The sequence below is a fragment of the Bacteroides sp. PHL 2737 genome (assembly GCF_004115325.2).
Lineage (GTDB): Bacteria > Bacteroidota > Bacteroidia > Bacteroidales > Bacteroidaceae > Bacteroides > Bacteroides hominis.
Map to the genome: position 1 here is coordinate 2,770,407 of NZ_CP040630.1, position 15,492 is coordinate 2,785,898.

The following is a 15,492-nucleotide window of genomic DNA, read 5'->3' on the forward strand; positions in this document are numbered from 1 at the left end:
GGATTACGAACAATGAACGGAAAGCAATTAAAGAACAGCATACTCCAATGGGCGATACAGGGAAAACTTGTACAGCAGGACCCTAATGACGAACCGGCATCGGTGCTTTTGGAACATATTAGAGAAGAGAAAGCTAAGCTGGTTAAGGAGAAAAAAATCAAGAAAGATAAGAACGAATCAATCATTTACCGTGGTGACGATAATTCCTATTATGAGAAGTTTATTGCTACAGGTGAGGTTAAGTGCATTGATGAGGAGATCCCGTTTGAGATTCCGAATGGATGGGAATGGTGTAGATTACGTCAGATTACTTCGTTATTAGGAGACGGTATTCATGGAACACCTGAATATGACCCAAATGGCGAATACTACTTTGTTAATGGTAATAATCTTCAAGATAAGAAAATAGTTATAAAACCAGATACAAAAAAAGTAAGTAGGGAAGAATATCTCAAATACAAGAAAAATCTGAATAAGCATACAGTACTCGTCTCTATAAATGGAACTTTAGGTAATATCGGTTTTTATAATGATGAACCCATTATGCTTGGAAAGAGTGCTTGTTATTTTAATTTAATAGTAGAGGATCTAAAGGAATACGTCTATATATTACTTCAATCGCCATTCTTTATGGAGTATACGCTTAAAGCAGCAACTGGAACCACCATAAAAAATGTATCTCTAATGGCAATGAACAACTTGCTAATTCCACTGCCTCCACTTTGTGAACAGAATAGAATTGTTGATAGAATGACGATACTCGACACAAAGGTTAAACAGTATCAAAAACAAGAAACGTGTTTGAGAGAACTTAATAATAACATATATTCGATTCTTAAAAAGAGTATTCTTCAGGATGCTATTCAGGGCAAACTTGTGCCCCAAATAGCAGAAGAAGGAACTGCCGAAGAGTTACTTGCCGAAATTCACAAGGAGAAAGAACGCCTTGTAAAAGAAGGTAAGCTAAAGAAATCTGCGCTCACTGATTCCATTATCTTCAAAGGTGATGATAACAAGTATTATGAGAGGATAGGCAAATCTGAAGTTGATATATCTGATGAGATTTCTTTCGAAATACCTTCAACATGGATATGGAGTAGACTAAAGAATGTTGTTGCATTGAACCCACGCAATTGCTTGGATGATGAATTTGAAGTTGGGTTTATTCCAATGACCTATATAAAGGCTGGTTATCTGAGCCACTTTGAGTATTCTCGCAAAAAATGGAAAGAAGTAAAAGCTGGATTCACTCATTTAGCAGACGGTGATGTAGCTTTTGCAAAGATTACCCCTTGTTTTCAAAACAGGAAATCTATGATAATCAAGTCAGTTATTAACGGATATGCAGCTGGGACAACGGAATTAAACGTATTACGCCCCTATAGCGAAACAATAGCCCCCGAATACCTGCTCTGGTTCTGCAAATCGTCCTACTTCATTGATGAAGTAAAAATGAAGGGTACAGCTGGTCAGCAAAGAGTTACGGTCGATTATACGCCAAACAAATTAATTCCTCTTCCGCCCAAAGATGAGCAGAAGAGGATTGTAGCTCGTATTAAGGAACTACTTGATACGTTGCAATAATAAGTTTACTTGCGCAATAATTCTATCCTGTTCCATTGTCGGAGGCAATGGAACAAGATAGTTTTTTACTGTAGTAGTGGACAATTCTTTTTGTTTAGTGCTTCCATCTGATTTATCTTCTATCACAGACTGGACTGTATTACTTGCAAAATAGAAGTAAAGATATTCAGACCTAACGAATTGTTTCATAGGCCTAATAACAGTAACATGACTATCAGTAACAGCTAATATATAAGGGTTTAATACTTCTTTGTATATCGCCATTCGACCAAGTGTACCTAACCCTGTTGAGTTCCACATCAAATCATTATCTTGAAGGATGCGCTCTTGTCCATATGAGGTTATTGTTGAAGGTTCAATAAACTGGGCTTTCTCTATAGAAAAGCCACTCCACTGATTACATTTTTGGGCTATTACTGGATATTGTTTCACAAGACTATATTTAGGAGACTTACCGCGCTGTATATAAACACAAACTTCGTCTAATCTCACCCACATCCATGTAGATGGAATATCAAATGGTATTTCTCCGTCAATACAGGTCGTTTCTGAAGCAGTCTGCTCATAATAGGAATTCAATGAATTTATAGTAAGTTATTAATGGGACAATGTCGTTCCCTCTAAATATAATTACTATATGACAGAAGAAACATTTGAAACGCTACTCGTCCAAGCGAATATGGCGAAAAATACGGTTGCAGCATATCTGTATGCCGTAAAGGAGTATAGCAAGAGGCATAAAGAATTGAACAAACGCAACCTCTTGATTTATAAAACGTATCTAATTGAGACTTACAAGCCCAAGACTGTTAATCTCAGGATTCAGGCAATCAACAAGTACCTTGAATATATGGGTAAGCAGAAACTTCGCCTTAAATCCGTTAAGGTGCAACAGCGTTCTTACTTGGAAAATGTAATCACTAATGCGGATTATATCTTTCTAAAGAAAAAGTTGAAAAAGGAAGATAACCTGACGTGGTATTTCGTTGTCCGCTTCTTAGCTGCTACTGGAGCGAGAGTAAGTGAACTTATCCAGCTAAAAGTAGAGCACATTTATTTAGGCTACTACGATATTTATGCGAAAGGAGGTAAAATTAGACGAATTTATATCCCTAAGTTACTTAAAGAAGAAACCATTGTTTGGTTGGAAGAGCACAAACGAACCTCCGGTTATCTCTTTCTGAATAGATATGGCGAAAGAATCACTACTCGTGGTATATCGCAACAACTTAAAAACTATGCTAACAAGTACGGTATGAATGAAAAAGTCATTTATCCCCACTCGTTCAGGCATCGGTTTGCCAAAAACTTTTTGGAGAAGTTCAACGATATTTCTCTGCTTGCTGACCTGATGGGACATGAAAGTATAGAAACCACCCGTATCTATCTGCGAAGGAGCAGTTCCGAACAACAGGCTATCATTGACAAGGTTATCACTTGGTAAATTGAAATCAGTAGATTAGGCGATTTGGTATCAACTAATCTACTGACTTTAAAAATAGCCCGTTTGCTTTGTCGGGGTATTGAATATTCCTCCCGCTGCAATGTTGGGTTTTTAAGTTGAGGGTTATGATACATGCAAATGAAAAGACTGGATTTATGTAGCGTGTTGCTCTGAGAATAATATCGTAACAATTAACATTGTTAACGCCATTTCTCCGTTATTTTATTCTTGTGTGCAAATAACAAGCCTTTTGTATTTAAAACACTTGCTATTTGCATTTAAAGAACAAACTTTAACATAGTGTTAAAACAAAGCTTTGGGCGAGAGAAATTTTGTGCTTTAAAAACACTGTGTTTTAGTTCGTTAAGCACACTCTTTACTTCTTTGTTTCACCGAATCCCTTCCTAGGTAAAAGCCTGTATACTTGCTTTTTTGTCAACTATACACGGGGGATTTGCACTATCCGTTTATTTCCTTTTTGCCTTATTTAGCGCCGCTATCAGATACCTTCCTTTTGCCCCTATGTCACTCCAGCAAGTGTTGGCAATCAGCCGCCACACCGTCGTTCCCTTTCTTACATAGTCCGACAGCCTGAGAATGGCATTTACCTCGCTTACCTCGTTGATCCCCAATCTTTGGAGCGTATCCGTCAGTCCCGGATAATTGTGCGTCATCGTATTGAAAGCGTATCCCGGTATCGGGAGAGAAGCAGAATCCTCCTTCCTTTCTTCCTCCTTCCCCTCGGGGGGAGCTGAGGGGGGTAATTCTTTATTTTCCTTTGCTCTACTTTTCTTTACTTTACTTTGTCCGGAATTGCATGCATTTTTTGCGTTAACGGCTACATCGTGTACTACATTTCCCGGGCTAACGGCTACATCTCCTGTGCCGACAGCTACTTTTCCTTCTTTAAGCGGCTTGGGTCGTTCAATTTCCTGTTGTGTGGATGCATTGTCCGGTTTGCCGCTTTCCTTTTCCGGTTTATCGTTTTCCTTTTCCGTTTTCACCATCAGGTAGGGGAGTTCCGACAACTCTCTCTTTCTCCGCTTTGTCGCCTCCATCCATACCTTCTGTATGTTTTCCGAGGTCAGTATTCCGTTCTCCAGATAATTGTTTTTGTCCATTATCCCTTTGATAAAGAGGATCTCAATGATCCCCTGCACCTCAGCGATCTGTACCTCCCTTCCTGCCTTGTTGGCAAAGATCAGGCACTGCTCTTCATCCCAACGGATGAAGTATCCCTCCTTGTATATTTTACACAGCAGTTTCAGTACGATTGCTGGGCCCTTTATTCCGTATTTAGCTTCTATCACTTCCATTGCGTTCTCTTCCATGAAGTTTACGCCCACCGGGAAATAGTTGATCCCGTCATATATTGTTGCCATATTTGTTTTTTTTAGATTAGTTGTTTGTACTTTCAATAATACATTAATACATTCACCACAAATTACCCCGGATTCCCAAAGACGTTTTCACTTGATTCCTCAAAATAGAAATCATTCATCTGTGAAAATCCGTGTAATCTGTGGTGGCGCCCTATACGATCGGTCTCCACTCCATGAAGTTCTCCACCTGGAATGTCGTCCACCGTTGTTCATCCACATTCCAGTACACTACTGCGCCTTCTATTTTTGTGGGATCATACTTCTTGTGGAATTCTGCTTCATAGTAGATCAGTGTCGCTTTCACCAACCTGAAGTCTCCGTTCTGCTTCTGATAAGCGATGGCTGCGTGCCCGTATTGCAGGTGGTCTGTTAATGCTTCCAGGCGCTCTGCCATCCATTCGGCACATTGTTCGGTATATCCTTTCTCAAAGACAATCCGTCTCTTCCATCTCAGTTTCATGGCTTCACTTTGTGATGCCGGTCTTTTTTTCCGTTTCATACGTATATTTTTTAAGTTGATAAAATGTTATCGCCACGAAGATAGGGGGCGTTTCATGTAAGGCGGATTATGATAATTCATTGTGCGTATTTTTGTGGATGGCGGGTTTGTGCTGTCTATTCTTTTCTACTTCTTCCCAAATGCTGCTGATATAGACTAATATTGAACTGATGGATAATGGTTTAAATACTCCGTTTTTAATATTTCCGATTAGTCTTTTTTCATTGATGTAGCGTGCGAGTGAAGCCTGACATGTATTTATATTTTGTATGTTCGCATCTTCTATGTAGGATTCTATCAACGCTTTGATAAGTTCTCCTTTATGCGAAATTATTCCACGTATCGGTATTCCTTTCTTTCTGCCTCTTGTTTCTTTAACTGATTCTGTAATAGATGATTGCGTTTTGCTAATAGCGTTTTTTTACACTTTTGTCCACAATCTGAAATAATCCTTTTTCTTTGTCCATAATTTCTTTTATTTTGTTAATAACTAAATGTTGTTAATTTGTGGCAAAGGTAGAAAGGAAACTATCGGTAGGCAAGTAAAGATGGAATTAAAGAGAAAATGAACGCTTCTGATTAGATAACTATTTGGTATATAGTATGATATTAATTGAAAAAGCGAGTGTTTCAATAGACGTTCGTTTAATTGAACGCAAAGATAGAGGGTATTTTTAGAACTACAAAATGTTTAATAAAAAAAATGATTTTCCTCTTTTGATTGTTATCCCAATATCTTAAACCACAGGTATTTATGAATTAACAAAAAACAGTTTATTATCTGTCTGATTTTGTTTTCTGTTCTCTTCTGATTTATATACAAAAATCATGTGTTTTTAAACGAACGTCTATTGAAACACTTTTTGTTTTCAATGCCCTCGTTTAAAGGCTATTATAATAAATAACTATTTTCTGCCTCTCCTTCTGTGATAGTGGAGGGTCATTAAATAACATGGATGCACTGAATTTTTCATTAAAATCCGCATTACATAACTTGACCGGGAGGTATGCTTCGCTACTCCGGTGTCCCCAAAGAACATCCTGACGTGAACGACATGACAACATCCGCATCTATCGAATCTTCGATGGAGCGTTCTCGATCCCTCCTGTCTTCTTCCGCTTTGCACTGGTATGCCTTGCGTATCACTTACGGGCGTGAACTGGCCTTGCAGGAGTACCTCAATTCGGAGGGGATAGAGAATTTCATCCCCATGCACTACGAATATACCATTAAAAACGAGCGTCGGGTTCGTAAGCTTGTTCCCGCAGTTCATAATCTGGTTTTTGTCCGTTCCTCGCGCAGTTGTATCGATGCCATCAAAGAGAGCAAGGGCACCACGCTTCCTATCCGTTACATTATGGACCGTGAATACCATCGTCCCATCATCGTTCCTGATTCTCAAATGCGTAATTTCATGGCGGTCTCTTCGAATTATGATGAATCCCTGCTTTATTTCGAACCTTCCGAGTTGAACATCCGCAAGGGTACCCGTGTGCGTATCACCGGGGGGCTTTTCGAGGGGGTGGAGGGCGAGTTTGTCCGTGTCCGCAATGACCGTCGTGTCGTAGTCACCATCGAAGGAGTTATGGCTGTTGCTACTACCTTTGTCCATCCTTCATTGGTCGAACCTGTTACCGAAAAATAACATAAAAAGATATGAACTATTTAGAATCCGAAATCTCCGCCCTTTATGCTTCTGCCCATGAACTTTGCTACTTAGGCATGGACGGTCGGCCGATCTACAGTGATCAATTCACCCGTCTGAATCGTGATGTTTTTTCTCAGGCTAATGCTTTGTACGACAAGCATGGCAATAGTCATGAAGAAGAGGCCCGGTTGTGCCTGTCGCTCCTGATGGGATATAATGCGACTCTCTATAATAACGGTGACAAGGAGGAACGTATTCAGCATATTCTGGATCGTTGCTGGGATGTACTGGAACATCTGCCTGCCTCCCTGTTGAAAGTCCAACTGTTAGTTTATTGTTACGGAGAAGTTTTCGACGAGGAATTGGCTCGGGAAGCTCAGGTCATCATTGATACATGGCAGGACAGGGAGTTGTTGGAAGAGGAGCGTGAGGTGATGGAACGCCTGAAGGATGTGCAAGAGAATCCGTATCCTTGGAGTGAGGTGGAATGATTTCGATCTAGTAATTTAATTTTGATAATTATATTGATGAAAGGTATTGTCTTGGCCGGTGGTTCGGGCACTCGCTTATATCCGATCACCAAAGGTGTCAGTAAGCAGCTACTTCCGATATTTGATAAGCCGATGATCTATTATCCTATCTCTGTACTCATGTTGGCAGGGATTCGTGAAATATTGATTATCTCCACTCCATACGATTTACCCGGCTTTCAACGTTTGCTGGGTGACGGTTCTGACTTTGGAGTACGTTTTGAGTACGCCGAGCAACCTTCTCCTGACGGCTTGGCACAGGCGTTTATTATTGGTGAGAAATTTATAGGTGATGATTCTGTATGTTTAGTCTTGGGTGATAATATTTTTTATGGGCAGGGTTTTACCCTTATGTTGCGTGAAGCAGCTCATACAGTCGAATCAGAGAACAAAGCAACTGTTTTTGGCTATTGGGTAAACGATCCCGAACGTTATGGTGTAGCTGAGTTTGATAAAAGAGGTAATTGTCTTTCCATTGAAGAAAAGCCGAAAGTACCTAAAAGCAATTATGCCGTTGTTGGACTTTATTTTTATCCTAATAAGGTTGTGGAAGTTGCTAAGAACATAAAACCTTCTGCCCGTGGTGAGTTGGAAATTACAACTGTGAATCAGTATTTCCTGGAAAAAGAACAATTGAAAGTACAGACTTTGGGGCGTGGCTTTGCTTGGTTGGACACAGGTACTCACGACTCTCTGAGTGAAGCAAGTACCTTTATCGAAGTGATTGAGAAACGTCAAGGGTTGAAAATAGCATGTCTGGAAGGCATTGCACTTCGTCAGGGGTGGATTAATTCTGATAAAATGAAGAAATTGGCTCAGCCTATGTTGAAAAACCAATATGGGCAGTACCTTTTGAAAGTAATTGATGAATTAGCTGCAGACCAATAATGAATATAATAGAAACTGATATAAAGGGTGTTGTGATTATTGAACCTCGTTTGTTTCGTGATGAACGTGGTTATTTCTTTGAATCTTTTAATCAAAATGTGTTTATAGAGAAAGTTTGTAAAACGATGTTTGTTCAGGATAATGAGTCTCAGTCAAGTTATGGAGTGATTCGTGGTCTGCATTTTCAGAAACCACCTTTTGCACAAAGTAAGTTGGTCCGGGTTGTGAAAGGCGCTGTTCTTGATGTAGCTGTCGATATCCGCAAAGGCTCTCCCACATTTGGAAAACATATTTCGGTTGAATTGACAGAGGATAATCATCGTCAGTTTTTTATTCCCCGTGGCTTTGCTCATGGCTTTTCTGTTTTAAGTGAAGAAGTGGTTTTTCAATATAAATGCGATAATTTTTATGCTCCTCAGTGTGAAGGAGCTATTGCTTGGAACGATCCTGATTTAGGTATTGATTGGAAAATACCAATGGAGGAAGTCATTTTGTCAGAGAAGGATTCTTGTCATTCAGCCTTAAAAGATGCCGCCTGGTTATTTGATTATTATGATAAACAAGATATGCTCTAAGGCGGACATTGACAATTAATATGTTTTTAAATGAGTTAAAAGACATAGCTTGGCAGTCTGCTCAGATTGTGGAAGAGTATAATCCTGCTCGCATTCGTAAAGATGCCTGTGGAGCTTGGATTGCCTATGCTGATTTTAATAATCGCAATAGCCTCTTTGGATGGGAATTGGATCATATTTATCCTGTTTCGCGTCTAAAGTTGCAGAATGTACCGGAGGAACTGTGGGATAATCCGTTAAATATTCGTGCTTTTCATTGGCAGAACAATCAGAGTAAAGGTAATTCTTATCCTATGTATACGGCTGTTGTTTCAGATGAAGGTGCAACCAATATGAAATGTGAAGCTGTTTATTTGGTGAATGAAGCATTACAATACAGCCTTCGCAAACTTTTTAAAATAACCGAATAATCATTATTTATTATAGCTTATGAATATTGCAATAGTAGGTACAGGCTATGTTGGGCTTGTATCAGGAACTTGCTTTTCCGAAATGGGTATCAATGTTACTTGCGTGGATGTAGATGAAAAAAAAATCCAGAAACTTCAGGATGGTGTTATGCCTATCTATGAACCGGGGTTGGATGAATTGGTGGAGCGCAATGTCAAAGCCGGACGGCTCCATTTTACCACCGATTTAACTACTTGCCTGGATGAAGTGGAAATTATTTTCAGTGCGGTAGGTACTCCGCCGGATGAAGATGGCAGTGCCGATTTGAAGTATGTTTTGGAAGTGGCCCGTACAGTAGGGCGCAATATAACAAAACATGTTGTTTTGGTTACAAAGAGTACTGTTCCTGTAGGTACGGCAAAGAAAGTTCGTGGGGTTATTCAGGAGGAGCTTGACAGGCGGGGTGTGAACATCGAATTTGACGTGGCATCCAATCCCGAATTTTTGAAAGAAGGAGCTGCCATTAAAGATTTTATGGCGCCCGATCGGGTAGTAGTCGGTGTTGAAAGTGCAAAGGCAAAAAAAATAATGGAGAGACTTTACCGTCCGTTTACCTTGAACGGTTATCCTATCTTGATGATGGATGTTGCTTCTGCTGAAATGACAAAATATGCTGCCAATGCTATGCTTGCCACACGTATCAGTTTCATGAATGATATAGCTAACCTTTGTGAACGTGTTGGCGCTAATGTTGACAATGTTCGCAAGGGCATGGGGGCGGATTCCCGTATTGGAAGTCGTTTCCTCTATGCCGGATGCGGCTATGGGGGATCTTGCTTTCCGAAAGACGTAAAAGCATTGGTTCATACTGGTATTCAGAATGGTTACCATATGCAGGTGATTGAAGCGGTTGAGGCAGTGAATGAAAAGCAAAAAAGCATTGTCTTTGATAAATTGCTGAATGCTTTTGGAGGAAACCTGCAGGACAAAACTGTTGCTATGTGGGGATTGTCGTTTAAGCCTGAAACTGATGATATGCGTGAGGCCCCAGCGTTAGTTGTTATTGAAAAACTGTTGCAGGCTGGTGCTATCGTGAAAGTTTTTGATCCGGTTGCAATGGAAGAAACGGAACGCCGTATCGGCAAGCAGGTAATTTATTGCAAAGACATGTATGAGGCTGTGATAGATGCTGATGCCATTGCCTTGATGACGGAGTGGAAACAGTTCCGCATGCCAAGTTGGGCAATCATCCGTAAAGCGATGAAGAATTTTGTTGTAGTGGATGGTCGTAACATTTATGATGGTGAAGAGTTGAAAGAGTTAGGTTTTACATATTCTCGTATCGGACAAAAATAAAAAACTTTGATGAAACGAATTTTAGTAACGGGTGGTGCCGGATTCATAGGTTCCCATCTTTGTGAGCGTTTGCTCAATGAGGGTAATGATGTTATCTGTTTAGATAATTATTTTACAGGGAGTAAAGACAATATTCGTCATCTTCTGGATAATCATAATTTTGAGTTAGTCCGCCATGACGTGACTACTCCTTATTATGCGGAAGTGGATGAAATTTATAATTTGGCTTGTCCGGCTTCTCCTCCCCACTATCAATATAACCCGATTAAGACCATGAAGACTTCTATTTATGGTGCCATGAATATGTTAGGATTGGCTAAACGTACGAGGGCTAAGATTCTTCAAGCTTCTACAAGTGAAGTTTATGGCGATCCTTCCATTCATCCTCAGGTTGAGGCTTATTGGGGAAATGTGAATCCTATCGGTATCCGCTCTTGCTATGATGAAGGTAAACGTGCTTCGGAAACCTTATTCATGGATTATCATCGTCAGAATGGGGTACGTATAAAGATTATTCGTATTTTTAATACCTATGGTCCTCGAATGAACCCGAATGACGGGCGTGTGGTGTCTAACTTTATTGTTCAGGCTTTAAGGAATCAGGATATAACAATTTACGGTAATGGTAGTCAGACCCGTAGTTTTCAATATGTGGATGATTTGATTGAAGCAATGACCCGGATGATGGCTACGGATGATAGTTTTATCGGTCCGGTCAATACAGGTAATCCAGGTGAATTTACGATGCTTGAATTAGCTCAAAAAGTAATAGATTTAACTAATTCAAAATCTAAAATTGTTTTTTGTCCGTTGCCAAGTGATGATCCTAAACAGCGCAAACCGGATATAGGTCTGGCAAAAGAAAAGCTGGCAGGGTGGGAACCGCGAATAAAGCTTGAAGAAGGACTGAAGAAAACAATTGAATATTTCGCTAGTATTGTTTGAAAAAGTTTTGAATGATATGAAGAGGGAATCTAATTTTGAGATGCTAAGAGTGCCGGCTATGTTTTTTATTGTATCTTGGCATTTTATGATACATGGTATTATGCATGTATTAACTTCCGAGATTTTTTAATTTGTTAAATGAATTTACTTCAATCTATTACTAACTGGATAATTATTGAATATATCATTTATCTTACTGCTGTTGGAGTTAATTGTTACGTTTTAATAAGCGGTTATTTTTTAGTAAAGTCTGAATTTAAATTGCATAAAGTGGTGAAGATATGGTTTCAAAAGCTTTTTTATTCAATTGGAATTTATGTCATTCTCACTTGTGTAGGAATTATTAATTCTTGATATAAAAGGCTTTGTCCTGTCTATGTTAATAATAAGAAACAATACTTATTGGTTTGTCATACAGTATACAGCCCTATTATTTTTAAGCCCGTTTTTATCAAAATTAGCATTATCTCTAACTAAAAAAAATCAGTTGTTACTATTGGTTCTGTTTATTATAAATGTAAGTTTGAATTTTGGATTTTCTTATGGAGATATTTATTCTTCTCCTGTTAATATATCATAGTTTATATTTCTATTTTATATTGCTGCATACATACGACTGTTTAATCCATTTGCACAATGGAAGATTAAATATGGAAAATATTATTTAGTATTCTGCTTCATTTTGTTGATCTGTTATTTCTTGTATGAATATCTCTTATCGAAGTTCTCCTGCTTATAATGGATATACGTTTTTCTCTTCCATTTTGTTATTTCTATGAGCAAAGCATTATTTCTTTAAAAATAACATATTGTATCGGTTTATTGTCCGGTTAACTCCTTATATATTTGGAGTATATTTAATTTATTCTTATTTATCTAACATGTACTTTTGGGGATTATTTGCGAGCAAGATTATTCTTGTTCCTTAATTTTAATGCGAAAATTTGTTTCGCATTAAAGACGTTTGAGATTAAATAATATTTGCAGTAGTTTCTAATATCCAATAAAATTATTCGTGGTTGAATCTTTAAAACATCAAGCTATAAAAGGTGTTGTATGGAGTGCTGTAGAGCGTTTCTCTGTGCAAGGTATACAGTTTGTATTAAGTATTATTATTGCTCGCTTAGTTGCTCCTTCCGAATATGGATTGATAGCTATGCTTGGAATTTTTCTTGCTATAGCACAGATATTCATAGACTCAGGTTTTTCAAATGCATTGATTCAGAAGAATGATAGAACAGATATTGATTTTAATACAGTATTCTATTTTAGTTCTGTCATTTCAATAATAGTATATGGGTTATTATATCTTTTAGCTCCTTTTATAGCCTTATTTTATCATGAACCATTATTAGTAAAGTTGCTTAGATTCATTGGGTTGGGGCTAATTATTTCTAATATTTCTATCATTCAACGGACTAAAATTAGTATATCTCTTAATTTTAAACTTTTAGCCCGAGTCTCTCTTACATCTGTAGTAATAAGTGGAGCAATAGGAATATTTATGGCTATAAAAGGTTATGGCGTGTGGGCATTAGCAGTCCAATCTTTCATGAATGCAACTTTCAATACAGTATTTTTATTTTTTTTTGTACGTTGGCATCCTTCTTGGAGCTTTTCTTTTTCTTCGTTTAAAATTCTTTTTTCGTTTGGATCAAAATTGCTTATAGGAGGATTATTACATGTTATATATACAAATTTGTATACAATGGTTATAGGAAGAAAGTTCACATCTGCTGAGGTTGGACTTTTTAATCGCGCGCAAACCTTTTCCACTTTTCCAGCTATAAATATTACAGATATTTCTAGTCGCCCCATTTATCCTTTAATGTGTGAAATCCAGGATGATAGTGACAAATTACGTATAGCTTTTCTCCAGTATTTACGAATGATGTCATATATTATTTTTCCTTTGATGATAGGACTTTCGGTATTATCTACGCCTTTTATTAATCTTATTTTGACCGAAACATGGAAAAGTGCAGCTCCTTTACTGTCAATTTTGTGTCTGTCTTATATGTGGTACCCTGTGATGAATATTAATTGGCAAATATTAAATGTAAAAGGAAGAAGTGACTTGTCTTTGAAATCAGAAATAATAAAAAAAACAGTTGCTTTTATTATTTTGTTTTCTACCATGCCATGGGGATTAAAAATTATGTGTTGGGGATTGGTTTTATATAGTATTATAGATATTATAATAGTAATTTATTTTGTTAGGCGTGTTATTTCAGTAGGTTATACTACTCAAGCTACTTCAATTTTGCCAACATTTGTAGCTGCTTTATTAATGGGAGGAGGGGTTTACTTGGTGGCATCATTGTTTTCTTCTTCATTGTTACAATTAGTTATTGGGATTTTAAGTGGAATTGTCTTTTATGTATTGATTTCGATCCTATTTAATATTCCAGAATTACGCTCCATTACAAATATAATAAGTAAAAAATAGTAAGATGAATATCCTTTGTTGTTTAGATGATAATTATGTTCAGCACACCAGTGTTATGTTAACTTCGTTTTTTATAAATAACGATTTTGAACATCATAATATTTATGTGATAACTATGCAATTAAATGATGGTAATGTGGCTTATTTAAGAGAAGTAGTAAATAAATATCATTCTAATTTTTATTTGTATCAAGTGAATGAAGCAATGTTGTCAGGATTTGTGAGAAAGGAGACTGATTATGTCTCTTTAGCTGCTTATTTGAGACTTTTCTCCACTCAAGTATTACCTTGTAATTGTTCAAAGGTTCTTTATATTGATGGAGATATTGTTGTTCGTAAATCCTTAGAAGAATTATGGAAAATGGATATTGAAAATTACGCAGTGGCTGCAGTAGATGAGACAATAAAAGCAAATTGTATACGACATAATTATGATGTTACATTAGGGTATTTTAACTCTGGTTTTATGTTGATAAATTTATCTTTTTGGCGTAAAAATAGTGTTGCAGAGAAAGCAATAGATTATATGAAACGTTTTCCTGAGAGAATAAAATCTTGGGATCAAGATGCTTTGAATGGAATACTGTACGGGAGATTGTGGAAGCGTTTGGATTTAAAATATAATCTGACAACAATTTTTCTATGTAAGCAATATGTTGAAGGACAAGATTTTCCTAAAATATATACTGAAGAATATAATTCTGCCATCTCAGATCCTGCAGTTGTACATTACACGGGCCCTGATAAACCGTGGAAGTATACAATTGTAGATCATCCGTTTAAAAAAGATTATTTGCAGTACGCAAGAATGCTGGGGATAAATCATGATTTTAATATCTCTATTTTTTTTAAGAGAATAGTAAGAAAGCTACTGTGTGCTATTGGAGTTCTAAAAAATAGTTATGTGTCTATAAATAATAGTATATGCAAGTTGTAGCAAGAATTATTGGTGGGTTAGGTAATCAAATGTTTATTTATGCCACAGCAAGAGCTTTAGCTTTAAGAATTGATGCTGATTTAATACTTGATACTCAGAGTGGATATAAAAATGATCTTTTTAAACGAAATTTTTTACTTGATTCTTTTTGTATCTCTTATCGGAAAGCAAATTGTTTTCAGAAATATGATTACTATTTAGGAGAGAAAGTAAAATCTCTTGGTAGAAAAATCCATTTTTCTGTAATACCCTTTATGAAATATATTTCCGAAAACACTTCTTATGATTTTGTCGATGGATTACTAAAAAAACATATTCTATCTGTATACTTGGATGGGTATTGGCAAAATGAAGCTTATTTTAAAGACTATGCTTCTATTATAAAGAAAGATTTTCAATTTTGTCAGGTTAATGATTTGCAAACATTGAGTGAAGCTGAAATTATAAAAAAAAGTATAACTCCTGTGGCAATTGGGGTAAGAAGATATCAAGAACTAAATTCTCATCAAAACACAAAAGTTACAGATTTGGACTTTTATCAGAAGGCGATTAATTATATTGAATCGAAGGTGGATAACCCTACTTTTTTTATATTTTCTGAAGATCAGGAATGGGTGAAAAATAACTTGGGACAAAAGTCTAATTTTATAATGATTAGTCCGAAAGAAGGAAATTATTCAGCTTTAAATGATATGTACTTAATCAGTTTGTGTAAACATCATATTGTTTCAAATAGTTCTTTCTATTGGTGGGGAGCATGGTTAGCTACTAATAAAAATAAAATAGTAGTAGCTTCTGATTGTTTTTTAAATCCTCAGAGCATACCTGATTCTTGGATCAAATTTAAAAAAAAAAAACTATGAT

Annotated in this window: 15 protein-coding genes; 12 read left to right on the forward strand and 3 right to left on the reverse strand. The window is 37.0% G+C overall.

Going from position 1 to position 15,492, the window contains the following annotated elements; translation table 11 throughout:
• Positions 1–12 precede the first annotated feature (12 nt).
• Positions 13–1,584 carry a restriction endonuclease subunit S gene (locus DBK98_RS11290; RefSeq protein WP_032536872.1) on the forward strand — a complete coding sequence of 524 codons (1,572 nt, stop codon included), beginning with the start codon at positions 13–15 and terminating at the stop codon, positions 1,582–1,584.
• Here DBK98_RS11290 and DBK98_RS11295 read toward each other — a convergent pair.
• Entirely contained in the window at positions 1,564–2,163 is a 600-nt protein-coding gene (locus tag DBK98_RS11295; RefSeq protein WP_316932209.1) for a restriction endonuclease subunit S, read from the reverse strand. The genes DBK98_RS11290 and DBK98_RS11295 overlap by 21 nt on opposite strands.
• 58 nt (positions 2,164–2,221) lie before the next feature.
• Here DBK98_RS11295 and DBK98_RS11300 point away from each other — a divergent pair, with 58 nt between their 5' ends.
• Entirely contained in the window at positions 2,222–3,028 is an 807-nt protein-coding gene (locus DBK98_RS11300; RefSeq protein WP_032536871.1) for a tyrosine-type recombinase/integrase, read from the forward strand.
• A 467-nt stretch (positions 3,029–3,495) separates the two neighbouring features.
• Here the strand turns inward: DBK98_RS11300 and DBK98_RS11305 are convergent, their stop codons facing one another.
• Both DBK98_RS11305 and DBK98_RS11310 read right to left on the reverse strand, forming a co-directional pair.
• Entirely contained in the window at positions 3,496–4,410 is a 915-nt protein-coding gene (locus DBK98_RS11305; RefSeq protein WP_032536870.1) for a DUF4373 domain-containing protein, read from the reverse strand.
• Positions 4,411–4,561: 151 nt separating this feature from the next.
• The gene (locus DBK98_RS11310; RefSeq protein WP_032531282.1) at positions 4,562–4,909 is read right to left on the reverse strand and encodes an SH3 beta-barrel fold-containing protein; all 348 of its coding nucleotides are present in this window, start codon (positions 4,907–4,909) and stop codon (positions 4,562–4,564) included.
• A 1,085-nt stretch (positions 4,910–5,994) separates the two neighbouring features.
• Between DBK98_RS11310 and upfY the strand changes: the two genes are divergently transcribed.
• From upfY to DBK98_RS11360, 10 genes are all read left to right on the forward strand, one after another.
• Positions 5,995–6,555, forward strand: coding sequence for a capsular polysaccharide transcription antiterminator UpfY (gene upfY / locus DBK98_RS11315; RefSeq protein WP_080714591.1), 561 nt, complete (start codon positions 5,995–5,997; stop codon positions 6,553–6,555).
• An 11-nt stretch (positions 6,556–6,566) separates the two neighbouring features.
• A complete protein-coding gene (locus DBK98_RS11320; protein ID WP_032536868.1) occupies positions 6,567–7,049 on the forward strand; it encodes a UpxZ family transcription anti-terminator antagonist in 483 nt (160 codons plus the stop codon).
• Positions 7,050–7,085: 36 nt separating this feature from the next.
• Positions 7,086–7,976, forward strand: a complete 891-nt coding sequence (gene rfbA / locus DBK98_RS11325) for a glucose-1-phosphate thymidylyltransferase RfbA (RefSeq protein ID WP_032536889.1) — start codon at positions 7,086–7,088, stop codon at positions 7,974–7,976.
• Positions 7,976–8,551, forward strand: coding sequence for a dTDP-4-dehydrorhamnose 3,5-epimerase (gene rfbC, locus DBK98_RS11330; RefSeq protein ID WP_022011491.1), 576 nt, complete (start codon positions 7,976–7,978; stop codon positions 8,549–8,551). Before rfbA ends, rfbC begins: the two co-directional genes overlap by 1 nt.
• Positions 8,552–8,571: 20 nt before the next feature.
• Positions 8,572–8,961: a hypothetical protein gene (locus tag DBK98_RS11335; RefSeq protein ID WP_008659260.1), complete on the forward strand. Its 390-nt coding sequence runs from the start codon at positions 8,572–8,574 to the stop codon at positions 8,959–8,961.
• A gap of 19 nt (positions 8,962–8,980) precedes the next feature.
• Positions 8,981–10,297: a UDP-glucose/GDP-mannose dehydrogenase family protein gene (locus DBK98_RS11340; RefSeq protein WP_022011492.1), complete on the forward strand. Its 1,317-nt coding sequence runs from the start codon at positions 8,981–8,983 to the stop codon at positions 10,295–10,297.
• A 9-nt stretch (positions 10,298–10,306) separates the two neighbouring features.
• Positions 10,307–11,242: a UDP-glucuronic acid decarboxylase family protein gene (locus DBK98_RS11345; protein WP_022011493.1), complete on the forward strand. Its 936-nt coding sequence runs from the start codon at positions 10,307–10,309 to the stop codon at positions 11,240–11,242.
• 1,015 nt (positions 11,243–12,257) lie between these two features.
• Positions 12,258–13,691, forward strand: coding sequence for a lipopolysaccharide biosynthesis protein (locus tag DBK98_RS11350; protein WP_022011496.1), 1,434 nt, complete (start codon positions 12,258–12,260; stop codon positions 13,689–13,691).
• Between the two features lie 4 nt (positions 13,692–13,695).
• Positions 13,696–14,628: a glycosyltransferase family 8 protein gene (locus tag DBK98_RS11355; RefSeq protein ID WP_022011497.1), complete on the forward strand. Its 933-nt coding sequence runs from the start codon at positions 13,696–13,698 to the stop codon at positions 14,626–14,628.
• On the forward strand, positions 14,616–15,491 hold the full coding sequence (locus DBK98_RS11360; RefSeq protein WP_128900051.1) for an alpha-1,2-fucosyltransferase: 876 nt from the start codon (positions 14,616–14,618) through the stop codon (positions 15,489–15,491). The genes DBK98_RS11355 and DBK98_RS11360 overlap by 13 nt, the downstream gene beginning before the upstream one ends.
• The last annotated feature ends 1 nt before the right edge of the window (position 15,492 follow it).